The following is a 24,799-nucleotide window of genomic DNA, read 5'->3' on the forward strand; positions in this document are numbered from 1 at the left end:
TGAGTTTGTTGTGGTGGTTATTTCTTAACTATGGTTTCTTTAAATTAAATATAGCAACCTTCTTATAGAAATGGTTAAAATTTAATATTTTTGGTTTATTTTTACTTTTTCTGAATCATTATAATCATGCTTTCATGATTAATTCGGTGCTTTATTTAAGTCTTTATCGCTTTCTGGGGTCTCTTGACAATTTGACATACAACTGAGAAAAGTAAATTTTTGCAAAAACTTAAATACACTATGGGGACTTGTGAATTTCTTAGAATGATTTAGTTTATCTGTTTCTTGCACTTCAATTGGATTGCCGATTAAATCGAGGTCCGTTATCCTGGTATTGGTTTCAAGTATTTTTTTACCTTTTGCTGTAATTTGATTACCGCCAAGATGAAGAATACTCAGAGAAGTATTGTTAGCAAAATGAGGTGTTGCATTATCGCTTATCGTGTTTTTTCCCAAAATAAGTAAGGTCAGTTGATTTTTTTTGGCTAACTCAATAGCTCCAGCATCAGAGATAGCGCAAGCGCTTGCAATCAGTTCTTTTATATTTACGTTGGTTGCTAATGCTATCGCTCCCTCGTCTTCCAGACTATTGAAGCAGAGATCGATTTTTTTAAGATTGGATTGAGCAAGATAGCCTGCCCCTAATTTGGTTATCTTATTATAAAGTGCATAGAGGGTTATCAGCCTAGCGTTGGTGGCTAAAGCCTTAATTCCATCGTCACCAATGCTGTTAAAACTGACATCTAAAGTAGTAATGTGATTGTCTTCTGATAGCGATTGAGCACCCTCAGGGCCAATATTATTATGACTAATATTAAGGGAGGAAATCGATGTTTTATTAACAAAAAGCTTTACACCGCTGGCTGTAATATCATTATGCGATAGGTCAAGACTGGTTATGGCAGGGTGATTTTGAAGAAATTCGCATAGCAGTGGGACGTCATTATCTGTAAGATTTAAAAAGGATAGTGTGAGTTGATTATGATTTTTATCATAGCTTTTTTCTAACTCCGATAATGTTAACATCCTACACCATGTTCAATTATAATTAAATTTGTTTAATATCTTACATAGGCAAGAGAATGATATCAAGATTTTTATTCACCTTATGATGATTTAGGGAAATGTGATCTGTGCCTATTATTCATGTATCAGTTTGAATTCAATATTGTAATTTCTTTAAAGTGTTAGTGAATAAAGAATAGTATGGAAAGTATGTTTAAATGCTTTACGTGGTATCGTTTAAACTGATTGAAACAAGGTAGCGTGAATGGCAGTTTGTCAAGAACTGCATTATACTCTTCATTTTATATTTTTTGGTGCAAAATGAATAAAGAGTTATTGTTAGGTGTTAATATTGATCATATAGCAACCCTACGGCAAGCACGAGGAACTCGTTATCCTGATCCTGTGCAGGCAGCAATGGATGCTGAAGAAGCAGGGGCAGATGGAATCACTTTGCATATGAGAGAGGACTTACGGCATATTCAGGCCCGTGATGTTCGATTGATTAAACAGGTTCTGCAAACACGTATGAATCTTGAGTTGGCGGTTACTGAAGCCATGCTGGATTTTGCGGAGGAAATCTCTCCTGAGCATGCTTGTTTAGTGCCCGAAAAACGGGAAGAATTAACTACAGAAGGTGGGTTGGATATTTTGACTCACCGCAAAGTGGTGGAAAGGGCGGTACGTCGCTTACAATTAATAGGAAGTGAGGTTTCTTTATTTATTGACCCGGATAAAGAGCAAATAAAAGCAGCTGTTGATGTTGGCGCACCGGTTATCGAATTGCACACGGGTTGCTATGCTGATGCTGCTTCAGAGGAAAAGCGGCATTATGAATTACAACGAATTAAAGAGGCGGCTGAATTTGCTGCCAGTTTGAATTTGGTAGTGAATGCCGGTCATGGGTTGCATTATCATAATGTTAAACCGATTGCAGCAATTAGAGAATTAAATGAACTTAACATAGGACATGCTATTATTGCCAGAGCTTTATTCTGTGGATTAAAAGAGGCAGTAAGACACATGCGCCAATTAATGCAGGAAGCGAGACTTTATGTCAACGACTGATGTCATTGTTATCCGTATCACAGGCGATTCTGGTGACGGAGTACAATTGGTAGGCGAACAATTAACCATTAGTGCGGCACTGACAGGACGTGATGTGCGTACTATGCCTGATTTCCCAGCGGAAATCCGAGCTCCTGCTGGAACAGTTGCGGGTGTCTCAGGATTTCAATTGGCGATGGCGGAAAGAGCTATTTTTACTGCCGGAGAGTCATTGGATGTGTTAGTGGCTTTAAATCCTGCTGCATTAAAAAACTCGCTTCAACATTTGAATCAGGGCGGTTTGTTGATCATTAATGAAGACAGTTTTCAGGAAAGAGATTGGCAAAAAGCAGGTATCGATAAGAGTTTCCTGGATAGTTGTCGAGAGCATTATCACATTGTTGCTTTTCCATTAATTACTCAAACTATTCAGGCAGTTGAATCCATTAACCTTACAAAACCTCAGGCTGTCAAAACTAAGAATTTTTATATTTTGGGATTGGTTTTGTGGTTATTTGATTTGCCTACAGACACTTGCCAGGCTTTTATCGCCAAAAAGTTCAAAACAAATCAGGCCATAGCAAAAGCCAATGAATTGGCTTTGTTAGCAGGATATAATTATGCCATGACTCTGGAGCTTTCCCGTCGGGATTATATGTTGGGGGAGGTTAACAGGCATTCAGGTGAGTACAGGCAAATCACTGGAGTTGAAGCAGTAGGATTGGCTCTGGCTACTTTGGCTACTCAAACACAAGTTCCTGTGTTAGTGTCAGGTTATCCAATTACACCCGCTTCCGCTATTTTGCATGAATGTGCTCGATTATCGGATTACGGCGTACAGTTAATACAAGCTGAGGATGAAATTGCCGCTATTTGTTCATGTATAGGCGCTGCTTATGGCGGTCGTTTGGCTCTGACTTGTACTTCAGGACCCGGCCTTGATTTAAAATGTGAAAGTCTTGGTCTGGCTGTTGTGACGGAGCTACCCCTGGTGTTGGTGGATGTGCAAAGAGCGGGGGCTTCAACAGGTTTGCCCACAAAAACCAGCCAGAGTGATTTAAAGCAAGCTTTGTATGGTCGCCATGGTGAAGCCCCTTTACCAGTGATTGCAGCTCAATCTCCTGCTGATTGTTTCAATACAATTATTGAAGCGTTCAGGATAGCTATCAAGTACATGACTCCAGTTATTGTATTACTTGATGCTTATTTGGCGAACGCGGCAGAGCCCTGGGAAATTCCTGCTTTGGATTCACTTAACATACCAAAACTGGAATTTAATCGCTTTACCAAACCCTATCATCGAGATGAATTTTTAAGTCGAAGCTGGAATGTTCCAGGTACTTCTGGTTTTATTCATCAAATTGGAGGCTTGGAAAAACAAGGCGATGAAGGACGAGTTAGTTATGATGCTGAGAATCATCAAAAAATGGTGATTACACGTGCCGAGAAAATAAAGGGTATTGCGAGAGATTATCCTGCTTTGGTTGTTGAGGGTGATATGGCTGCTTCCACGCTTGTTATAGGTTGGGGTAGTACTTTTGGCAGTTTAAAGTCTGCTGTGCAACAATGTCTTGAACAGGGATTACCTGTTGCCTATCTGCATCTGCGTCATCTTAACCCTTTACCTGATAATTTGGGTTCTTTATTGAAAAAATATGACAAGGTATTGGTTGCTGAATTGAATTCTGGCCAATTATGTCAACTCATCAGAGCGGTTTATCTGGTCGATGCGCAATCAATTAGCCAGTGCAATGGTCAACCTTTTAGTGTTAATCATTTGGTAAGTGCCATTAAAGCGGAAGCCAACTATGAACAGCAATTATAAGCGTGAAGATTTTGCGAATGAAACAGAAGTTCGCTGGTGTCCTGGTTGTGGTGATTATGCCATTTTGGCTGCTTTGCAAAGAGTACTTCCTGAATTAGGCTTGCCTCCTGAGCAGCATGTTTTTGTCTCAGGCATCGGGTGTGCTGGGCGGCTTCCCTATTATATGAATACTTATGGATTTCATACTATCCATGGCAGGGCTACAGCAGTAGCAACTGGTTTAAAGGCCATGCGAGAGGATTTATGTGTCTGGGTTATCACCGGAGATGGGGATGCTCTAAGTATAGGCGGCAATCATTTGCTGCATATTTTAAGGCGTAATGTCAATGTCAATATCCTTCTGTTTAATAATCAGGTTTATGGGTTAACCAAGGGGCAATTTTCTCCAACGTCTCAGAAAGGGCAGGTAACTAAAACATCGCCCAAAGGAGTGACAAGTGAGCCAATTAATCCAATCATGATCGCGTTGGCTTCGGGAGCCAGTTTTGTGGCCAGAGCGGTTGATAAAGATCCTGTCCATTTGGCTTCTGTGCTTAAAAATGCTTATGAACATAAGGGATGCTCTTTTGTTGAAATATATCAAGATTGCAATATTTTTAACCATGGCGCTTTTGATGATTTTGCAGTTAAAAGTAACCGGGCTGAAAACACCATAATATTGGAAGATGGCCAGCCACTCATGTTTGGTGCTCAAAAAGAAAAAGCGCTGCAGTTGGACAATGAGCAATTTGTCCAAGTTTCAGTTGAGGAAAAAGCGCTTTATAAGCATGATGCGAAAAATGTAATTAGCGCTATGCGTCTAGCGCGATTGACGTTCCCTGATTACCCAGTACCTCTGGGCGTCTATTATCAAAAGGAACGCGAGCTTTTTACTCTGAACCAGGAAGTAAAGAAAAAACCGGAAGATTTGCCAGAACTTTTTAAAGCCAAGGCAAGTTGGAAACAAAGCTAATTTCACATCGATTAATAATTTCTCTGGATTTTACAATGTAATTATTAATCATTGTCCAGGGTATAAGAATTTTTCTTTTTATAAGCCTATTTATTTGAGTTGTATTTTCTGCGAAGGCGGGAATATAACTAAAAATCAACCCGTATGTTAACTTTATGGATAGATTCCCGCTTCGCGGGGAAGAAAGAGGATTTAATATTCCTTAATTACATAGCTGTGAACGGTTGACAATTAAAAGGCTCAGGTCGTCTCAGTATAGATAAATTGCCTTGTACCAGACCAGTGCCTCCATGTTGAAATATTCTCTTACATTTCCTTTAAACAATTGATCGATAAAAAAATCCCGGCATACAGCCGGGACTCAGGTAGAGGAGACGATATTCAGTTAGTCGCGACCTGAAAATGCGCTTAACAGGTTCAGCAGGCTAACAAATAAGTTATAAATGGAAACAAACAAACCAATCGTAGCCATGATGTAATTGGTTTCCCCTTCATGAATTATGGCGCTGGTTTGTAACAGAATTAAGCCAGAGGAAATCAATACAAAAGCAGCAGAAATCACTAATTGCAGGGCTGGTATTTGTATAAATATCCCAGCTATCATCGCCAATAAGGCAACCATAATGCCAACAAACAGAAATCCACCCAGATAGCTAAAATCTTTTTTCGTTGTAAGAGCGTATCCTGATAGGGCAAAAAATATCATTCCAGTACCACCTAAAGCAGTAGCTACTATTTGTGGGCCATTTGAAAAACCTGTAATGTAATAATTCAGTAATGGGCCAATGGTATATCCTAAAAACCCTGTAAAAGCAAAGACGCTTACCAATCCCCAAACGCTATTTCTTAAGGCTTGAGTTAGAAACATCAAACCATAAACGCCAACTATCATTAATAGTGGATTCATTGGGCGAGCTCCACTAATAAAAGCTACGTAGGCAGTTAATGCGCTAAATATGAAGGTTAAACTTAGCAGTAAATACGTGTTTCGCAGTACTTTATTGGTTGCGAGCACAGATTCTCTTTGTTGACTAAGTATTGTGATATCATTTCGGTTCATTGTTCAGAACTCCAGTTATTTATTATCAGTGTAGCATATCTATGGTCAAATTTCCTATTTTTCAAGTCGCATCACTTGAAAATTTTGTAATAAAATTTACATATAGACCTATAGACAATTTATTATTAAGGCGAAAAGGTTTTCGTGTCAATTTTGTTTTGGGCTTATGTGTAACGATATAGTAAGATGAAAAACATGAATGTCATATAGGAAAAAGGATGAATCGAGTAGCGCTTGTACAAATGGTATCATCAGCCAAAATAGCAGATAATTTGCAACTCATTGAACGATATTTAATTGAAGCCAGGGAACAGGAGGCCAGTTTGGTTGTATTACCTGAGAATTTTGCTTTCATGGGGATGAATGAACGAGAGAAGTTGCACATTGCTGAACATTATGGTCAAGGGCCTATACAACAAAAAATCAGTGAGTTAGCGAGAGATTTACGGATATGGATAATAGCAGGAACAATCCCGTTGAAAAGTATGGGTTCAAAGGTACGGGCAAGTTGTATAGTTTATGATGATAAAGGCTCAAATGTTGCTCGCTATGATAAAATTCATTTATTTGATGTCAGAGTTTCCGATCAGGAAAAACATCAGGAGTCGTTAACAATAGAAGCAGGAAAAGATATCGCGCTTGTGGATACACCCGTGGGGAAAATTGGGTTAACGGTCTGTTATGACTTGCGTTTCCCGGAATTGTACCAGTATTTAACGCAAAGAGGCGCACAATTATTTTCAGTTCCCTCTGCTTTTACCGCGATAACTGGAGCTGCGCACTGGGAGGTTTTACTAAGAGCAAGAGCAATCGAAAACTTATGTTATGTATTAGCTCCCAATCAGGGTGGAATTCATGAAAACGGGCGTCATACCTATGGGCATAGTATGTTGGTGGAACCATGGGGTAAGGTGTTGGCTCAAAAAGAAGAAGGGCAGGGAGTAATTCTGGCGGATATTGATTTAGAGAGATTGTTACAGTTGAGAAGACAATTTCCGTGTGTTGAACATCATGTTTTAATGTAAAAGGTATATAAATGACAAAATCTCTTGCGATAGCAAAAAATATTTTATTGACACCAGCATCCCTGGATGAAGTCGGCATAGAAAAATTATTCAAGACCATGTTTAATCGTAACGTCGACGATGCTGATCTTTATTTCCAAAGTTGTAGTTATGAATCCTGGTATTTGGAAGATTCAGAAGTTAAAAGCGGTAATTTTTCTCTGGATAAGGGGGTAGGGATAAGGGCTGTAAGCGGTGATAAAACCGGCTTTGCCTATTGTGATGATATCATGCTGCCTTCCATGCTTCGTGCTGCAGATGCGGCGCGTTCCATAGCCCTTTCTGGTTCAAAAACAATACCGGCTGTCAAGATATTAAAGGCTCCTGTCAATCGATATGACAATTTAAATCCTTTGGAGGGAATGAGTAAACAGGAAAAAATCGCTTTATTGGAAGCCATTGACAAAGAAGCTCGTAGTCTTGATCCTCGAGTGATACAGGTTAATGCCTCCTTAACCGGTTGCTATGAAGTAGTGATGGTCGCCAATATGGACGGGCAGATGATGGCTGATGTGAGGCCATTGGTTAGCATTAATGTCAGTGTCATTGTTGAAGACAGTCATGGCAGAAGAGAATCGGCGCGTTCCGGCGGTGGTGGACGAGTAGCTTATTCCTATTTTACCGAGAAAGAAAACGCCTTGAGTTACGCGCGTGAAGCGGTACGGGAAGCATTAACCAATTTGCAGGCTGAACCAGCTCCTGCCGGAACCATGTCAGTTGTTTTGGGCCCAGGATGGCCAGGGGTACTTCTACATGAAGCCGTTGGGCATGGTTTGGAGGGTGATTTTAATCGCAAGGGATTATCTGCTTTTTCAGGTCGATTGGGTCAGCAGGTTGCTGCTGCGGGCGTTACAGTAGTGGATGATGGTACTTTAGAGAATCGACGTGGTTCTCTGACTATAGACGATGAAGGGACACCATCACAATGCACGACTTTAATCGATAATGGAATTTTAGTGAATTACATGCAGGACAAGTTGAATGCCAAACTCATGGGAATGCAATCAACAGGTAATTGTCGTCGTGAGTCCTATGCCCATGTCCCTATGCCGAGAATGACCAATACTTATATGCTGGCAGGGCAGTATGACCCTCAAGAAATTATTCGCACGGTAAAAAAAGGATTGTATGCGGTGAATTTTGGAGGTGGACAAGTTGATATTACCTCTGGCCAGTTTGTATTTTCTGCAAGTGAGGCTTACTTAATAGAGAATGGCAAGATTACAAAACCTGTGAAAGGAGCCACTTTGATTGGTAATGGCCCTGATGTGATGAAAAAAATAAGCATGATTGGTAATGATTTGGCATTGGATAGAGGGATTGGTGTATGTGGAAAAGAAGGACAATCTGTTCCTGTTGGCGTAGGACAACCGACCTTGAAAATCGATGCTTTGACGGTTGGCGGGACCAAGTAGAAAAATGTCAGTTTAGCATTGTGCTTCATTTGGTTTTTGGATTTAGTGACATCCCATGTTAAAGAACATGAAATTGATTCATTTAACGAGAATGTAACCAACTATTTCCAGGAGTTATTCTTGACAAATCAATATCCTAAAATCGGTTTGGCTTTAGGTAGTGGATCAGCGAGGGGCTGGGCCCATATCGGGGTAATTCAAACGCTCAAACGATTGGGTGTAAGGATTGATTGTGTCGCTGGATGTTCTATAGGCGCATTGGTTGGCGCCATTTATGCCTGTGGCACCTTGGATCTGTTTGAACAATGGGTGTTAAAGCTTAATAAAAGAGAAATGGCTAAACTCATTGATGTGAATTTTTTAGGTGGCGGAGTTATCTCTGGCAGTAAGTTGATGACTTTTTTCAAGGATTTCGGCCTTGAAAAAAATATTGAGGAGCTCTCTTTACCTTTTAGTTCAGTTGCTACTGATTTGAGCACAGGACGTGAGATATGGCTAAGTAAAGGTTCTCTTGAGGTTGCTATTCGCTCATCCATGTCTTTGCCGGGGTTATTTACCCCTCAGCGTTATAAGGATTGTTGGTTAGTCGATGGTGGTTTAGTTAATCCGGTGCCCATTACATTGTGTCGTGCTATGGGGGCAGATGTTGTGATTGCCGTCAATTTAAATCATGACTTGTTAAGAGTACCTCCAAGCACAACAGAACACCCGGGTTTTTTTTCAGTTCTCTCTGGTCAGTTTGATAAAATGATAAAAAGAATAATGGGAATCAGTGATGGGCCTGGATATTATGATGTCTTGACCAGAAGCATCAAAATAATGCAAGACCGCATAACCCGAGCAAGAGCGGCAGGTGATCCTGCTGATTTGACTTTGGTTCCTCAATTAGGAAACATCATGCTTTACGATTTTCATAAAGCAAAAGAGGCAATTCATGAGGGTGAAAATTGTGTTTTGCGAGAAAAAAGTAATATTTTACAACTAGTTGGTCTAGAATAGTAATTAAACAAGCTTAAGGAAGAGCCATGCAAAAAGAATCCAATTCCAATTCATTATTTGACTTGCTGTTGAAAAATGAAAAAAATTCGGCAGATCGAGTGTATTTAAGACAACCAAAAAATGGAGTTTGGCATGAGTACACCTGGTCGGCAGTGATGCTGCAGGCCCGAAAAGTAGCTGGTTTTTTACACCATCTGGGGTTAAAAAAAGGCGACCATATTTCGATTATCTCAAAGAATTGTGCGGAATGGTTTATCACAGATTTTGGAATTCATATTGCTGGCATGGTCAATGTTCCATTATTTGCCAATCAAAATGAGGAAAGCGCGCATTATGTTTTAGAGCATGGGGATGTGAAACTGGTTTTCGTGGGAAAACTGGATGATCATCAACGAGTCAGACAATTTATCCCTAAGAATTATCGCACAATTGGTTTTGATTACCATAAAGATTTGCAAGTTGATTACGAATGGTCTGATGTTCTGAAAAGTGACCCTATGATTAACCTGGTAGAACCAGAGCCGGATGCATTATATACCATCATTTATTCATCCGGGACTTCAGGGGCGCCTAAAGGAGCTATGTATACCAATCGGTCAATAGCCAATTATTTGGCAGTTTTCCCGAAAGACTTGCTCAGAATACGAGAATTGGAACATTATAAATTAATATCCTATCTTCCCTTGGCTCATGTCTATGAACGCTCTGCAATCCAATTAGGCAGTGTTACTATTAATGCAACGGTATCTTTTGTGGAAAGTCTGGAGAAATTCGCAGAGAACTTAAGGGAAGTGAGCCCGACCTTTTTCACTGCGGTTCCACGTATTTGGGGGGTATTTAAGCAAAAAATTGAACAAAAATTACCACCAGCCAAATTGAATTTTTTATTAAAAATTCCTCTTATATCCAGTTTGATAAAAAGAAAGATCATTCACAGTTTAGGATTAAGTGAGTGTACTAATTGTTTTAGCGGAGCATCTCATCTGCCAATATCCATTATTGATTTTTTTGAAAAACTGGGAATTTATATTCAGGAAGGATATGGTCAATCTGAGAACTTGGCTTATGCCACCTTATCGATGTTAAATGAGAGAAAACGTGGATACGTGGGTACCCCGAGGTTGGAAGTTGAGATAAAAGTAGGCGAAGAGAATGAGTTGCTTATGAAATGCCCTTGCTTAATGACAGGTTATTATAAAAATGAACAAGCGACTAAAAATGCTTTTACCGAAGAGGGTTGGTTGCGAACTGGTGATGTCGTTGATGTTGATAATGAAGACAGAGTTAAAATATTAGGAAGACTTTCTGAGAATTTTAAAAATCAGACAGGAGAGTTCATTGCTCCTTCGCCAATAGAAAAACTGTTTTCAGTGAATCCTATGTTAGAACAACTGTGCCTGGTAGGTAGAGAGCTACCTAGTAACGTTTTGTTGGTCACCTTGAATGAAGGAGTGCGCTTGGCTATGCCAAAAGAGGAAATTACTCACTCATTGCAGGAAACATTAAAGCAAGTCAATTCCAAGCTGGTTAAATACGAAAAAGTCAGTCATATCCTTGTGCTAAAAGATGCATGGACTACTGAAAATGATAAATTAACTCCTACACTGAAAGTAAAGAGAAGGGTAGTTGAAAAGGATTATGCCGCTTTAATCCAAAAGGCACTACAGCAATCTCAGTCAATCGTTTGGGAGTGAGGAGACAGTTTATTTAATAAAGAACTGATTTCAAATATTCGTTCCTCTGCTGACGTGCTGTCTAAAGTAAAACGCAGACGTTGCGGTCCTTCCATTTGATAGCGTTTGGCATGTACTTGTATTAAGCTAATCAGTGTTCCAGGGTCAATCGATGGTTTTTCACTAAAATCCAATTTACCTTGTTGAGCACTGGAACTGATTTTTTGAATGCCGAGCTGTTCTGCTTTTAATTTTAATTCAGTAATCAAAAACAGATGTTTGACTGGTTGGGGGAGTAAACCAAACCGGTCTATCAGTTCTATTTGTAGTTCTCTAAGTTGTTGGGTGGTTTTTGCATTAGCAATTCTTTTATACATGATGAGTCTATTGTGTATATCACCTATGTAATCTTCAGGAATAATCGCACTAATTCTCAAGTCAATTTCTGGTCCTTGATGCATGGGTGCTGATAACTCTGGAGTTTTGCCGGCCTTTAAATCATTAACAGCGCGGTCGAGCATTTCCATAAATAAAGTAAATCCTATGGCATGCATATTACCACTTTGTTCTTCACCAAGGAGTTCTCCTGCTCCACGAATTTCCAGGTCGTGAGTTGCCAGGGTGAACCCTGCTCCCAAATCTTCTAAAGACACAATGGCTTCGAGGCGTTTCACCGCGTCTGGTGTTAATAGTTTTTCATTTGGAGTTAACAAGTAAGCGTAGGCTTGATGATGAGAGCGTCCAACACGACCACGTAATTGATGCAGCTGGGCTAATCCAAATTTATCGGCACGATCGATAATAATGGTATTGGCGGTTGGAATATCGATCCCTGTTTCAATGATGGTTGTGCAAACCAGGACATTAAATCGGTGATGATAAAAATCAGACATGATGCGTTCTAATTGCCTTTCTCGCATTTGCCCATGTGCGCTTTGAATTTTTGCTTCGGGCACTAAAGCTTCCAGATCCTGGCAAACTCCTTCTATAGTTTGTACATTGTTGTGCAGGTAAAATACTTGCCCTCCCCTTAATATTTCACGCAATATCGCTTCTCGTATGGTGAGATCATTTTTTTCTTGCCAAAATGTTTTAATTGCCAAACGCTTGGCAGGCGGTGTTGCAATAAGTGAAATATCTCTGATTCCCGCCATTGCCATGTTCAATGTTCTGGGAATTGGAGTAGCAGTCATGGATAAAATATCAACATGAGTACGAAGCGATTTAATATGTTCCTTTTGTTTCACTCCAAATCGATGTTCTTCATCAATAATCAGTAATCCCAGGTTTTTGAAAGAAATATTATTTTGGAATAATTTATGGGTTCCAATCACAATATCTACTTTGCCTGATTGTAATGCGGCAAGGACTGCTTCGGACTCTTTATTACTGCGAAAGCGGGATAATAATTCAATATTAATGGGAAACTCTGCAAATCTATCGCGAAATGACTCAAAATGTTGTCCTGCAAGCAGTGTGGTTGGGGCAAGGATACAAACTTGTTTTCCATTTTGTACTGCCACGAATGCAGCACGCATGGCGACTTCGGTTTTACCAAATCCTACATCACCGCAGATTAGGCGATCCATGGGTCTTGGTGATTGCATGTCCTTAATAATTTGTTCAATGGCCTGAAGTTGATCTGGTGTTTCTGTGAAGGGGAAGCCACTGGCAAATTTTATATATTCGGATTGATTGAAATCGTATTGGTGCCCTGGCTGGGCTTCTCTTTTAGCATAGAGGTCCAATAATTCAATAGCTACATCATGAATTTTCTCGGCTGCTTTCTTTTTTTCCTTTTGCCATTGATCAGAACCCAGTTTGTGCAAAGGGGCGTGTTCACTGTCGACGCCAGTATACCGGCTTATCATATGCAGAGAAGTGACTGGTACGTAGATTTTGTCATCCCCTGCATAAGCAAGAACCAGGAACTCACTGGGGGTGCCATTGGAGTCGATGTATTGCAAACCTTGATAGCGACCCACACCAAATTGAAGATGTACCACTGGAGCGCCTAATCGGAGTTCGGCCATATCTCGTATGATTAAATCAGGGTCAACTGATTTTTGGGTGCTTCGACGTTGAGGTGTACTTTGTTCACCAAATAATTGCGATTCGACAATGATGACAATTTGTTTGTCGGTTAATTCACAGCCATAAATCAGTGGGCCAGTAGTTATGTTGATGGAGGACTCATCCTGAATGAAGTCTAGCCAGGAGTTTTGTATTTTTGGAATGATATGGCTTGATTTGAGCAGATCCAGTAATACTTCACGACGCCCTGCGCTTTCAACGACAATAAGATAGCGCTTAGTTGGATCAGAACAATATTCACTTAATTGGCGAAGTGGTTCAGTATTTTTTCTGTCAATGGGTAGTTGCGGAGCTTTGGCGATATTGAAATTTAAGGCTCCTTTTTTTTCTGAAGGTTTATGATACAGGCGTACTTGTTCATAATGGTTTGCTTTGGTTAATAACTCGGTGGGATTAATAAAGCAATGATCTGGGGGTAAAATAGGGCGGCTGACATCATGGCGCCGTTGTTCATGGCGTTCGTTTAATTCTCGCCAGAATTTCTCAGCATTCTCCTGGATTTCTTCAATTAAGCAAATTTTGGCATTGGCTGGCAGATAATCAAAAAAGGTAACTGTTTTATCAAAAAATAAGGGCAGATAATATTCTATGCCGGCTGGAAATTGACTGTTACTAATTGCTTCGTATATTGGGCAATTACTCGGATTTCCAGGAAAAGACTCTCTGAAAGCTCGTCGGAAGTGTAATTGACTTTGTTCATTTAATGGGAATTCACGAGCGGGCAATAAATGGATTTGATTGATTTTTTCAATCGTGCGTTGTGTTTCCGGATCAAATTCTCTGAGACTTTCAATTTCATCATCAAATAGCTCAATACGAAAGGGTAAACCACTACCCATAGGATACACGTCAATAATGGAGCCGCGCAGCGTGTATTCACCATGTTCGAGTACTTTATTAACACAATGGTATCCAGCTTGTTGCAACTGATTCCTGAACGAGTTCAGATCGAGTTTTTGTCCTTCTTTAAGCATTAAAGCGTATTGATTTAAAAACTCTGGTGGAGAAAGCCTGTGCATTAAAGTGCTGGCTGAAGAAATGATGATTCCATTGGTAATTTGTTGAACTCTGCTTAAGGTGTAGAGTCTTTCTGAAATAATATCTTGATGAGGAGAGAACTGATCATAAGGCAAGGTTTCCCAGTCGGGAAAAAATAATAATTCTTGGGTATTTTGGTTTGGATTTAGAAAAAAGTGCAGTTCATCCTGCAATTGACTGGCACATAGGTTGTCTTGCGTAATAAGTAATTTGATCCCGGGTGTTTGTTGGCAATATTCAGCTAAAGCCAGTGCCAGACTGCTACCATAGAGTTGTCCCCATATTTGTTTGTTTTTTGTGGGTTGGTAAAGTAGCGTTTTTGTATTCATTGGAATTTAATGACTAAAACTGAAAACCGCTTAGTATACCGCTAAATTAGGTATTCTGCACTATAAAGAATTTATTTTAGATTGATTCGGGCTCGACCAATTCTAAGTGAGTGACCTCCTGTTCGTCTAATTCGATATCGACCGATTCAATTTTTTGGAATCTGGAAGTTATCTTTTTGGCTGAGGTATTGACTTCATTGACGTCCTGATGTGCCAAGTCAATGTGTTTGGATAATTTATCCATTCTCTTTTCAAAGCGTTGAAAATCATTGGCCAAGGCTTGAAGATGTTTTTGAATGATATGAACTTGTTTGCGAGTGGCATCATCTTTAAGTACTGCCCTTGCTGTAGTCAGTACGGCCATTAATGTGCTTGGCGATACCAGCCAGACTTTTAGCTTTTGAGACATGGCAATTAAATCAGGATAGTTTGCATGAATTTCAGCAAATATGGATTCTGCAGGAATAAACATCATAGCACCATCTGTTGTTTCATTAGGCACGATATACTTTTCAGCGATGTCCTTGATATGTTTTTGAATGTCTTGGCGAAATTGTTGTTGTAATGACTTTCGATCAGTTGATAAGGCATCACTGTTGATCAATCGTTGATAGGTTTCCAGAGGGAATTTGGCGTCTATGACAATATTTCCAGTGGGCTCAGGCAAGAACAAAATGCAGTCAGCCCGTTTTTGATTACTGAGTGTATATTGCATTTGGTAACTTGCGTTGGGAAGCATATTGCTAATGAGTGTTGACAATTGAACTTCACCAAAGGCACCGCGAGCTTTTTTATCAACTAATACGTCCTGAAGGCTGACCACATGATTGGAGAGCTCGGTGATTTTCTTTTGTGCCTCATCAATAATGGTTAATCGTTTGACTACGTCAATAAAAGTAGACGAAGTTTTTTCAAAACCTTCGGTCAATTTGTGATTAACCTGCTGAGTTAGTGTGTTTAAATGATTACGAATCTCCTCGGTAAGTAATTGTAAGTGAGAAGTAAGGGAGCTCGCATGATGTTTGAAGCTGTGTGTCATTTGTTCTCTGACGTCAGTCATTTGTTTTTGTATAGCATCACTAATGAGTTGTTGTGTAACAAGTTGTCCTTGAGCTATCTTTTCATTAATAAATTGCTGGCTTGTTTGATAAGATTGGCTCAAATCAATATGTAACTGGTGAAGCTGAGTGATTAGCGTTTGCTGCGTTCTTTCGCCAAGTTGCTCAGTCAGTTTTTTTTGTTGTGTTTGTTTTACTAAAACCCAGAGAAGCAATAAGAATTGAAGGGCAATAGCCAGCGCTATGCCCTCAAACAAAGTGACAGAAGAAAATAATGCCATTCATTAATCCACTAACTGGCTAAGCTTGACAGGTTGGTTGTATTGATAAACAGTTTTTAACTGCCCATAGTCTATCAAGCGTAAATAACCCAAATAGAGGTTATCGTCCGATAATTGATTGTGATTGTCAAAGGTAAATTGCAAAACATGCTTGCCAGGTTCAAGCCATTGTGCTCTTTGCGAGGTCTGAATAGGTCTGGCTTCACCTTTGCCATTTTTTTGGAACAACACACTTTGTAAAGCATATCGGCTTGCAGTTGCAACATCGACAGTGACAACAAAAGTCAAAGGTTTAGAGGACACTTTTTTTACATTCATAAGGCTGGCTGAGGGAATGGAGTATGAAAAGGCTGTGTGGCCAGATCGTCTGATGATTTCTTGCCCGTATTCTGTTTGAACATCGGTTTCTAAATACCAGTTTTCACCGCGATCATTTAACTCAGAATCCAACGTAGCGATTCCTTCAAATACATTGGATTTTAACTTGGTCAAATTGAGCGCAATAACTTGACCTTTAGGGCCTACAAGTCGAGCATCAACGTCATTGACGTCATACTCAGTGATATCATTGTGAAGCGATATAGTCGCTTTTAGCTTATCTCCATACTGATAATGGAGAGAATCGGTTTCAACCTCCAGATATGTGATAGAAAACTTATCAAGGACACTGATCATATAGGCATCAGCATTTTTGTCATTAATGTCCTTACTTTTTAGTATGAATTTTCCATACCCCAGTTCAGGTTTTATTTGTAACATAGTCTGGTGTTTTGTAATGGCTAAAAGATTATTTCCAACTTCATCGTCTTGATTATAGAGAGAAGAGGCTTCTTTCAGGGGCAAGAGTTGGTTTTTGGGTGTTTTAATAAGTAATTCCGGAATGGATTTATTCTGCAAAGGGGTAATGCGAACGACAGCTCCAGGAGCCAAAGTTGATATAATAACTCCTCGTTGTAATTGCTCCAGAGAAATACGTTCTTTGTAACCATAACTTCTACGAACATTACTGATTTTTTTGTTTAATGGTTCATTGGTAATTTCCCATTTATCGTGAAGATTTTCATGCGATAATTGACTGCAATTCTCACATTCATAAGATTTGGTTGGTTGTCTTGGTAATGTAAACGCATGAGCTTGAGCAATACAAAATGCGGATATCCATATAAGGTGAGCAGTTTTCATTTCACAACTCCTTGATTAACTAGGGCACTGATAAGTATTTGATCCAAACCAAAACAAGAATGTCGACTTTGATTATGGCTTAAAGGCAAATTGTAATCAGTTTTGTCTATATCATAGAACCATACTTCTCCTGCTTGAGCTTGTGACTCACAATCCAGAAAGCCATCAGCACACTGATTAAGATAGAGTTTGGCGATTTTTAGCCCACTATTGAGCATGTATCCATTGCAATAGCTTGATGTTGAAAATGGTGAAGCATAGACATCAGTACCCACTATGACTTTAAACGGAATCGATAGAGAGGGTCGACCTTTGCTTCCCAAGAGCAATTCTTCATTATAGATCAACATGTCGCCTACACGTTGTTGTTTCACTGCATCTGAAAGATAACCAAGTAACCAGGCCAAACTCGTTTCAAATATGCCTCCATTTAATACTTCATCAGCAAGAGGCGTCCCTCCACTGGAAGGTGCAATGGCAATAACTTGATTGATTTTGCGTTTGAGAGTCATATATCGACCATCATAAGTTGGATTTGAAAGAATCCAACGCATGATGTTGGCACCATCAGAATGGGTGTAGACAGTGAGAGAACTCACATTTTTGTCATTGATAAATTCCAGAAGTTGATTGGCAACACAATTGGCTGCATCTTCATGCCACATATATTGGCTAAAGTCACAATGAACTACGTAGTGATTTTCAGGTTTTGCCAGAGTTTGGGAGATACTTTGTATGAAATCAATTTTCCAATACCCTCCATAGGCATCTTCTCTGTGATCTCGAGTACCATGTACAAAAGCAATGCCTTGATTAGAATTGGTATCAGAATGAGAATGGATAAGGGTTGAAAACAATAAAACAATAAGAGTGGATAAAATGCGTAGAAGTTCCATTTTCAAAATATCTCCTTCAATACAGAGACGTATCTATATCATGGTTCTGGCAAAAGATTCAAGAGAGGGGATTGATCCGCTTTGAGGTATCCCAAAAAGGATTTTGTCTTCAATGATTAAACTACTCATATTTTAAAGGGATAAAAAAATGATAAACTGTTGTTTTTATTTTGGGATTCTTCATTAATGAGTGATCAAGCGATTAAGGAAACGATAGAAGCGCTTAAAGAGCAAATAAGAAAATACGATTATCACTATTATGTTTTAGATGAGCCTTTGGTTCCTGACGCGGAATATGATCGATGCTTCAAGGCATTACAACAGTTTGAAGAGCAATATCCACAATTTTTATCACCAGATTCTCCTACACAGAGAGTGAGCGGTACTCCTTCGGATGCTTTTATGCCGGTAGCCCACAAGCAACCCATGTTGTCTTTGTCTAACGTATTTACTACTGATGAATTAAAAGCATTCATTAAGCGAGCAATTGAGAAATTGGATGAACCAAATCAACAACTGGTGTTCGCTTGTGAACCGAAGCTTGATGGGTTAGCAGTTAACATGACTTATGAGAGTGGAATCTTGACTCATGCTGCAACTCGTGGAGATGGTGCTGTAGGAGAAAACATCACAGCAAATATTAAGACTATTGCTTCAGTTCCATTAAGACTAAGGGTTAATAATCCTCCAAAATTGATTGAAGTGCGGGGTGAAGTCTATATCCCCAAAGCCGATTTTGAAGCATACAACGCAAGAGCCAGAGAACTGGGTGAGAAAACTTTTGCCAATCCGAGAAATGCTGCTGCAGGTAGTTTAAGACAATTAAATCCTGAGATTTCTGCCAACCGCCCACTGGCTATTTATTGTTATGGTATAGGGGCTTGTGAGGGTTATAAGTTACCTGACAGTCATTTGGAACAATTGAATTTATTAAAGGAATTTGGATTCAGAGTATCTCCAGAAACGCGAAAAGAGTTTGGAATAGAAGGTTGTTTAAATTATTATCAGTATATGTTAGCGAAACGGAATCAATTGCCTTTTGAAATCGATGGGGTTGTTTATAAGATTGATAGTATCCCCTTGCAACAGCAATTAGGCTATGTTTCTCGTGCACCAAGATTTGCGTGTGCCCATAAGTTTCCTGCCACAGAAGAAATGACTCGTCTGATAGCTGTGGATTTCCAGGTAGGCAGAACAGGTGCTGTGACGCCCGTTGCGCGTTTGGAGCCAGTGAGTGTTGGTGGTGTTACAGTGAGTAATGCGACTTTGCATAATTTTGATGAAATTACCCGGAAAGACATTCGTATTGGTGACACGGTTATTATTCGTCGTGCTGGTGATGTGATCCCTGAAGTGGTTTCTGTCGTTTTGGAAAAGCGTCCCGATAATGCCAGGAAGATTGAGCTTCCTAAAAATTGCCCAGTTTGTGGTTCTGAAGTCGTAAGGGAAGAGGATGAGGCAATTGCCCGTTGTGTTGGAGGTTTATATTGTAAAGCCCAATTAAAAAGGATGATGTGGCATTTTGCTTCTCGAAAAGCAATGTACATTGAGGGGCTTGGTAGTGTTTTGATTGATCAGTTAGTGGATGAGGGCATTGTCCATCATTTGGCGGATCTTTATGAACTCGATTTGCAAATTTTAGCTAATCTGCCCAGGATGGGAGAGAAATCAGCAAAAAACTTGTTATCCGCTTTGGAAAAAAGTAAAAAAACGACTTTCAATCGCTTTCTATATGCTTTGGGAATCAGAGAAATAGGTGAGGCCGGAGCAAGGGTTTTAGCGGAGCATTACTTCGATGTGGAGAGCTTGAAAGCGGCAACGATTGAGGATTTAATGACTCTGAATGACATAGGTCCAGTAGCGGCTTCTCATATAGTCCATTTTTTTGCCCAACCGCACAATCTTGAAGTGATTAACCGCCTTCTTGAGTTGGGTATTCATTGGCCTAAGCCTGAAAAAATACAGGTTAATCCACAAAATCCATTTTATGGTAAAACAGTAGTATTAACTGGAACTCTAAGTACTATGGGGCGGGAAGAGGCAAAGGCAAAATTATTAGCCTTGGGCGCAAAAATAAGTGGAAGTGTATCTTCCAAAACGGATTATGTGATAGCAGGGAGTGAAGCCGGTTCAAAGCTAATTAAAGCGACAGAACTGGGAGTAGCGATTATAGAGGAAGAGGAGTTTTTAAAACGGGTTAATTCATGAGTAGCTAGATCTTTGCTATTTGGTTTATGATGGGTATCAATGAATCGGGTGAAGTAGGTATTTTAAACCTGTAATAATGACTGATTGGCACGAGGGAACTAAGTGCGGCGATATTTGTTAATTCAATTCATGTTGTTTTTAATGCCTTGCTGTGTCAATTTGGCTTATGGCAGTTCCTGGGTATTCAATAATCCTTACCCCGAGAGCGAGGCCAATGAAAATATTTATTATTCTTCTTTTAATGAACAGCCCAAAACCCTGGATCCGGCGCGTTCCTATTCTTCCAATGAATATCTCTTCATAGCCCAAATCTATGAGCCACTTCTGGAATATGATTACTATAAAAGACCCTATGAATTAATTCCTTTAACGGCTACCTGGTTACCCAAGATTCGATATTTGGATGCTCAGGGAAATCCTGTCCCAGCAGGAGATAACACGAAACCAGCTTACAGTGTCTATACCATTCAGATAAAAAAAGGAATTTTATATCAACCTCACCCTGCTCTTGCCCGGAAGAAGGATGGTTCTTATCGATATCACCACTTATCAGAAGATTATTTGGAAGATCATGATATTAGCAAGTTGTCAGATTTCAAATACACTGGTACAAGGGAACTGATCATTGATGATTACATTTATCAAATTAAAAGATTGGCTAATCCGGCTGTGAGTTCTCCTATATATGGGTTGATGAGTTATTATATTCTAGGCTTCAAGGAGTATGGAGGTAGTCTTCCTAAAGGTGCAACCAATAAAAATTCTTTTATAGATTTACGTCAGTATCCTTTGCAGGGGATTAAAAAATTAGATGATTACACTTTTGAAATTACATTAAAGGGGCAATATACACAATTTTTGTTTTGGTTGGCCATGCCTTTTTTTGCCCCAGTTCCTTGGGAAGCGGATTTATTTTATTCGCAAAAGGATATGGATGATAAAAACTTATCTTTTGGTTGGTATCCTATAGGCACAGGGCCTTTTATGCTGACTGAAAATAATCCTAATAGAAGCATGATATTGGAGAAAAATCCTAATTTCAGAGAAGTGTATTTTCCTGTTAATGGTTCAGACGCTGATAGACGGGCTGGTTATTTAACCAATCAGGGAAGGCGCTTGCCATTAATTGACAAAGCTGTTTATACCCTTGAAAAAGAATCTATTCCTCGATGGAATAAGTTCTTGCAAGGCTACTATGATATGTCAGGAATAAGTGCTGACAGTTTCGATCAGGCTATTCATATCAATCGCTTTGGAGAGCCTATTCTTAGCCAGGAGATGAAAGATAAAAAAATATATTTAAGACAAAACCTGGAGCCCTCTATCTATTACGTAGGCTTTAATATGCTTGACAGCGTTGTTGGAGGCAATAGTAAAAGAGCGCGAAAATTACGTCAGGCGATTTCTATCGCGGTGAATTTTGATGAAAATATTGCCATATTTTTTAATGGTCGAGGTATTCCGGCACAAGGCCCTATTCCACCGGGTATCTTTGGGTACAAGGAAGGAAAAGAAGGTATTAATCCCTATGTTTATCAATGGGTGAATAATGCCAGGAAACGAAAATCATTGAGAGATGCGCAAAAATTAATGATTGAGGCAGGGTATCCTGGGGGGATAGATCCGAAAACTGGTAAACATTTAATTCTTCATTATGATGTCATGACGACAGGAGGGCCTGATGATAAGGCAAGGCTTGACTGGATGCGCAAGCAATTTGCAAGTATAGGGATAGACTTGAATATTAGGGCAACGCTTTACAATCGTTTCCAGGAAAAGATGCGGATAGGTCATGCTCAAATATTTAGCTGGGGCTGGAATGCTGATTATCCTGATCCGGAAAATTTTTTATTTTTGCTTTATGGGAAAAATGGAAAAGTGAAGTATGGTGGTGAAAATGCATCAAATTATGAAAATCCTGAATTTGATAGATTATTTAATTTGATGAAGAATCGTCCTAACGACCAACAAAGACAAAAACTAATTGATAAGATGTTAGCGATTGTCCGGTATGATGCTCCATGGGTATGGGGTATGCATTCTGAAGACTTTATTTTATCGCAAGATTGGGTGTCTAATGTAAAATCCAATACGATTTCCCTCAACACTCTAAAATATGTTTCTGTTAATGTACCTGAACGTAACCAATTGCGAAGAGCCTGGAATCAACCGGTATTTTGGCCTTTAGGCGTGTTGTTTGGGCTATTGATTGCTTTGATAATCCCTTTATTCATTACTTATTTAAAAAAAGAAAAACAGGCAGCACAAAGAGTAAAATTAAAATGATTAAATACATACTCCGCAGATTTTTATATGCGATTCCAATTTTGTTTGGTATTAATCTGATTACTTTTGCATTGTTCTTCATGGTTAATTCTCCGGATGATATGGCACGTATGCACTTGGGTAATAAACATGTAGAGCAAAAAGCCATTGAAGACTGGAAAGCAGTTCATGGCTATGATTTACCATTATTTTATAATGAAAAACAGACTGGATTTAATCAATTCAGACAGACTTTGTTTTATCAAAAATCGCTGATGCTGTTTACCTTTAATTTTGGTGTCTCGGATGCTGGAAGAGATATTAGCCACGATATATCCTACAGAATGTGGCCAAGCCTTGCCATTGCCTTGCCAACTTTATTATTTGCTGTTTTGATGAATATTATTTTTGCTATGGCTATGGCATTTTTCCGTTCGACTTATCTTGATTTATCTGGGGTAGTTATTTGTATTATCCTGATGTCGATATCCAGTTTATTTTACATCATTGGCGGACAATATCTTTTTGGGAAAATACTAAAATGGTTTCCTATTTCCGGCTATGATGATGGTCTGGATGCTTTGAAATTTACTATTTTACCAGTCTTGGTGGCTGTTTTGGGACAATTAGGTGCGGGAGCGCGTTGGTATCGAACTTTGGTTTTGGAAGAAATTAATAAAGATTATGTAAAAACCGCAAGAGCAAAGGGACTCTCTGAGCAAAGGATTTTATTTAAACATGTATTAAAAAATGCCATGTTACCCATTTTGACCGGAATTGTAGTCATCATTCCTACTTTGTTTATGGGAAGTTTGGTTTTAGAGTCTTTTTTTGGTGTGCCAGGCTTGGGTAGCTATATTATTGATGCGATACAACAGCAAGATTTCGCTATTGTAAGGGCTATGGTTTTTCTGGGGTCGGTTCTTTATATCATAGGATTGGTTCTGACTGATTTTTCTTACATTCTCGTTGATCCCCGAGTACGATTATCCTGATAACCAAGGAGTATGCGGCAAAAATGACATTTGAATTGCTTTGGACTGACAAATGTTTTCTTACTTTACTGGCGGTGGTTTTATTTACCGTTTTGCTGAGTCTTAGAAAACAACACATCAAATTGTCATTTGCAATCATTTTACAAAGGCCATTGGCAATTAGTGCTGGTATTGTGTTGTTGTTGTTTTTAACCATCGGGGTATTGGACTCCATTCATATCAAATTCATCAATGATAAAACAGAAAAAACTCAGTCTTTATTGGATAGAGTCCTTGCACCTATAGGAAATATCTATGAGAAAACTTATTCGGCTCCCTTGGCTTTAAATCAATTTATGAGCGAAACGAAGTTGATTAATGGGGTCACAACTCAGGTTTACCCTCGCTTGAAATATCCACCAGCCTCTATTAAGAATGAAAAAGACAAAGCCCTCATTATCAAGTCTGTGCTAATGAAAGCTATAACATATAGTGCTTTGGTCATTTTCGGTGGGTGGTTATTACTTGTTTTAATAAAATTTAGTTTTGGATATAACCATATTTTTATTTTAAGCCCTACTCAAATTACCGTTATAGCGACAGTGGCTGTACTTACTTTTGCAGTCGTCATTGGTTATGGATTATCAAGATCCTTTCATGTATTGGGCACAGGGCAAATTGGACAAGATATTTTCTATTTCAGTTTGAAAAGTGTGCGAACTGGTCTAATTATTGGATTTTTAACAACCCTGTTCATGTTGCCACTGGCTTTATTTTTGGGGGTTGCAGCAGGGTATTTTGGTGGGCTCGTCGATGATATTATCCAGTATGTTTATACTACTTTAAGCTCCATTCCAGGTGTTTTACTCATCACGGCTTCTGTATTGTCCTTACAAACTTATATCGCAAACCATCCGGAGAAATTTACTACTTTAGCCAAGAGTGCTGATGCGCGCTTATTGGCTCTTTGCTTGATTCTTGGTGTGACCAGTTGGACAAGTCTGTGCCGTCTTTTGAGAGCAGAAACTTTGAAATTGCGAGAAATAGATTATGTCCTGGCTGCCCGCGCCTTAGGCAGTAGTTGGTTTACCATCGTGCGCAAACATTTGGTGCCCAATGTCATGCATATTGTTATCATTACCTTGGTATTGGATTTCAGTTTTTTAGTCTTGGCAGAAGCTGTATTGACTTATGTGGGGGTCGGGGTTTCACCCATGACCATTAGTTGGGGAAATATGATTAATGGAGCACGGCTTGAATTGGCGCGTGACCCTGTTGTATGGTGGCCTATGTTTGCAGCCTTTCTATTAATGTTTTTATTGGTTTTGGCAATGAATTTGTTTGCAGATGCAGTACGGGATGCTTTTGATCCACATCAATCTCATTTATAGGCAATATCTGTTAGTTTCCTATTTCCGGGATTTAGGTTAAAGT

The 24,799-nt window shown here is 39.3% G+C and carries 17 protein-coding genes; 11 read left to right on the top strand and 6 right to left on the bottom strand.

The genetic code is table 11. The annotated features are described in order from the left end of the window. Window positions 1–138: 138 nt before the first annotated feature. Window positions 139–1,026, bottom strand: coding sequence for a GALA protein (locus tag OQJ02_RS04900; RefSeq protein WP_265718126.1), 888 nt, complete (start codon window positions 1,024–1,026; stop codon window positions 139–141). Between the two features lie 300 nt (window positions 1,027–1,326). Between OQJ02_RS04900 and pdxJ the strand changes: the two genes are divergently transcribed. The 3 genes from pdxJ to OQJ02_RS04915 are packed head-to-tail and all read left to right on the top strand — an operon-like array spanning window position 1,327 to window position 4,829. Next, window positions 1,327–2,073 (top strand): pyridoxine 5'-phosphate synthase, encoded by a 747-nt coding sequence (pdxJ, locus tag OQJ02_RS04905; RefSeq protein WP_265718127.1) that lies wholly within the window; start codon window positions 1,327–1,329, stop codon window positions 2,071–2,073. Continuing rightward, entirely contained in the window at window positions 2,060–3,877 is a 1,818-nt protein-coding gene (locus tag OQJ02_RS04910) for a 2-oxoacid:acceptor oxidoreductase subunit alpha (protein ID WP_265718128.1), read from the top strand. The genes pdxJ and OQJ02_RS04910 overlap by 14 nt, the downstream gene beginning before the upstream one ends. Further along, entirely contained in the window at window positions 3,861–4,829 is a 969-nt protein-coding gene (locus OQJ02_RS04915) for a 2-oxoacid:ferredoxin oxidoreductase subunit beta (protein WP_265718129.1), read from the top strand. Before OQJ02_RS04910 ends, OQJ02_RS04915 begins: the two co-directional genes overlap by 17 nt. A 385-nt stretch (window positions 4,830–5,214) precedes the next feature. Here the strand turns inward: OQJ02_RS04915 and OQJ02_RS04920 are convergent, their stop codons facing one another. After that, window positions 5,215–5,889, bottom strand: coding sequence for a Bax inhibitor-1/YccA family protein (locus tag OQJ02_RS04920; RefSeq protein WP_265718130.1), 675 nt, complete (start codon window positions 5,887–5,889; stop codon window positions 5,215–5,217). Between the two features lie 218 nt (window positions 5,890–6,107). Between OQJ02_RS04920 and OQJ02_RS04925 the strand changes: the two genes are divergently transcribed. From OQJ02_RS04925 to OQJ02_RS04940, 4 genes are all read left to right on the top strand, one after another. Then, a complete protein-coding gene (locus OQJ02_RS04925; RefSeq protein ID WP_265718131.1) occupies window positions 6,108–6,914 on the top strand; it encodes a carbon-nitrogen hydrolase family protein in 807 nt (268 codons plus the stop codon). An 11-nt stretch (window positions 6,915–6,925) separates the two neighbouring features. Next, a complete protein-coding gene (tldD, locus tag OQJ02_RS04930) occupies window positions 6,926–8,368 on the top strand; it encodes a metalloprotease TldD (protein WP_265718132.1) in 1,443 nt (480 codons plus the stop codon). A 120-nt stretch (window positions 8,369–8,488) separates the two neighbouring features. Next, the gene (gene rssA / locus OQJ02_RS04935; RefSeq protein WP_265718133.1) at window positions 8,489–9,367 is read left to right on the top strand and encodes a patatin-like phospholipase RssA; all 879 of its coding nucleotides are present in this window, start codon (window positions 8,489–8,491) and stop codon (window positions 9,365–9,367) included. Window positions 9,368–9,393: 26 nt separating this feature from the next. Then, window positions 9,394–11,061 (top strand): AMP-binding protein, encoded by a 1,668-nt coding sequence (locus OQJ02_RS04940; RefSeq protein ID WP_265718134.1) that lies wholly within the window; start codon window positions 9,394–9,396, stop codon window positions 11,059–11,061. On the opposite strand, the gene mfd is transcribed toward OQJ02_RS04940, so the two are convergent. The 4 genes from mfd to OQJ02_RS04960 form a co-directional block, all read right to left on the bottom strand. Beyond that, complete coding sequence (gene mfd, locus OQJ02_RS04945) at window positions 11,040–14,501, bottom strand: transcription-repair coupling factor (RefSeq protein WP_265718135.1); 3,462 nt, start codon at window positions 14,499–14,501, stop codon at window positions 11,040–11,042. The genes OQJ02_RS04940 and mfd overlap by 22 nt on opposite strands. 76 nt (window positions 14,502–14,577) lie before the next feature. Next, a complete protein-coding gene (locus OQJ02_RS04950; RefSeq protein WP_265718136.1) occupies window positions 14,578–15,840 on the bottom strand; it encodes a DNA recombination protein RmuC in 1,263 nt (420 codons plus the stop codon). A 3-nt stretch (window positions 15,841–15,843) separates the two neighbouring features. Next, window positions 15,844–17,022, bottom strand: coding sequence for a DUF4785 domain-containing protein (locus tag OQJ02_RS04955; RefSeq protein ID WP_265718137.1), 1,179 nt, complete (start codon window positions 17,020–17,022; stop codon window positions 15,844–15,846). Beyond that, complete coding sequence (locus OQJ02_RS04960; protein ID WP_265718138.1) at window positions 17,019–17,918, bottom strand: hypothetical protein; 900 nt, start codon at window positions 17,916–17,918, stop codon at window positions 17,019–17,021. The genes OQJ02_RS04955 and OQJ02_RS04960 overlap by 4 nt, the downstream gene beginning before the upstream one ends. A gap of 186 nt (window positions 17,919–18,104) precedes the next feature. Here OQJ02_RS04960 and ligA point away from each other — a divergent pair, with 186 nt between their 5' ends. The 4 genes from ligA to OQJ02_RS04980 all read left to right on the top strand — a co-directional run bounded on the left by ligA (window position 18,105) and on the right by OQJ02_RS04980 (window position 24,756). Beyond that, the gene (ligA, locus tag OQJ02_RS04965) at window positions 18,105–20,126 is read left to right on the top strand and encodes an NAD-dependent DNA ligase LigA (protein WP_265718139.1); all 2,022 of its coding nucleotides are present in this window, start codon (window positions 18,105–18,107) and stop codon (window positions 20,124–20,126) included. Between the two features lie 129 nt (window positions 20,127–20,255). Then, window positions 20,256–22,412: an ABC transporter substrate-binding protein gene (locus tag OQJ02_RS04970; RefSeq protein WP_265719796.1), complete on the top strand. Its 2,157-nt coding sequence runs from the start codon at window positions 20,256–20,258 to the stop codon at window positions 22,410–22,412. Beyond that, the gene (locus OQJ02_RS04975; RefSeq protein ID WP_265718140.1) at window positions 22,409–23,386 is read left to right on the top strand and encodes an ABC transporter permease; all 978 of its coding nucleotides are present in this window, start codon (window positions 22,409–22,411) and stop codon (window positions 23,384–23,386) included. Before OQJ02_RS04970 ends, OQJ02_RS04975 begins: the two co-directional genes overlap by 4 nt. A 23-nt stretch (window positions 23,387–23,409) precedes the next feature. Next, the gene (locus OQJ02_RS04980; RefSeq protein WP_265718141.1) at window positions 23,410–24,756 is read left to right on the top strand and encodes an ABC transporter permease; all 1,347 of its coding nucleotides are present in this window, start codon (window positions 23,410–23,412) and stop codon (window positions 24,754–24,756) included. The last annotated feature ends 43 nt before the right edge of the window (window positions 24,757–24,799 follow it).

The sequence above is a fragment of the Legionella sp. PATHC032 genome (genome assembly GCF_026191185.1).
Lineage (GTDB): Bacteria > Pseudomonadota > Gammaproteobacteria > Legionellales > Legionellaceae > Legionella.

Bases quoted from the DNA above. Each gene is read 5' to 3' on its own strand.
- OQJ02_RS04900 (WP_265718126.1), bottom strand. From the start codon at position 1,026: ATGTTAACATTATCGGAGTTAGAAAAAAGCTATGATAAAAATCATAAT.
- pdxJ (WP_265718127.1), top strand. From the start codon at position 1,327: ATGAATAAAGAGTTATTGTTAGGTGTTAATATTGATCATATAGCAACC.
- OQJ02_RS04910 (WP_265718128.1), top strand. From the start codon at position 2,060: ATGTCAACGACTGATGTCATTGTTATCCGTATCACAGGCGATTCTGGT.
- OQJ02_RS04915 (WP_265718129.1), top strand. From the start codon at position 3,861: ATGAACAGCAATTATAAGCGTGAAGATTTTGCGAATGAAACAGAAGTT.
- OQJ02_RS04920 (WP_265718130.1), bottom strand. From the start codon at position 5,889: ATGAACCGAAATGATATCACAATACTTAGTCAACAAAGAGAATCTGTG.
- OQJ02_RS04925 (WP_265718131.1), top strand. From the start codon at position 6,108: ATGAATCGAGTAGCGCTTGTACAAATGGTATCATCAGCCAAAATAGCA.
- tldD (WP_265718132.1), top strand. From the start codon at position 6,926: ATGACAAAATCTCTTGCGATAGCAAAAAATATTTTATTGACACCAGCA.
- OQJ02_RS04940 (WP_265718134.1), top strand. From the start codon at position 9,394: ATGCAAAAAGAATCCAATTCCAATTCATTATTTGACTTGCTGTTGAAA.
- mfd (WP_265718135.1), bottom strand. From the start codon at position 14,501: ATGAATACAAAAACGCTACTTTACCAACCCACAAAAAACAAACAAATA.
- OQJ02_RS04950 (WP_265718136.1), bottom strand. From the start codon at position 15,840: ATGGCATTATTTTCTTCTGTCACTTTGTTTGAGGGCATAGCGCTGGCT.
- OQJ02_RS04955 (WP_265718137.1), bottom strand. From the start codon at position 17,022: ATGAAAACTGCTCACCTTATATGGATATCCGCATTTTGTATTGCTCAA.
- OQJ02_RS04960 (WP_265718138.1), bottom strand. From the start codon at position 17,918: ATGGAACTTCTACGCATTTTATCCACTCTTATTGTTTTATTGTTTTCA.
- ligA (WP_265718139.1), top strand. From the start codon at position 18,105: ATGAGTGATCAAGCGATTAAGGAAACGATAGAAGCGCTTAAAGAGCAA.
- OQJ02_RS04970 (WP_265719796.1), top strand. From the start codon at position 20,256: ATGTTGTTTTTAATGCCTTGCTGTGTCAATTTGGCTTATGGCAGTTCC.
- OQJ02_RS04975 (WP_265718140.1), top strand. From the start codon at position 22,409: ATGATTAAATACATACTCCGCAGATTTTTATATGCGATTCCAATTTTG.
- OQJ02_RS04980 (WP_265718141.1), top strand. From the start codon at position 23,410: ATGACATTTGAATTGCTTTGGACTGACAAATGTTTTCTTACTTTACTG.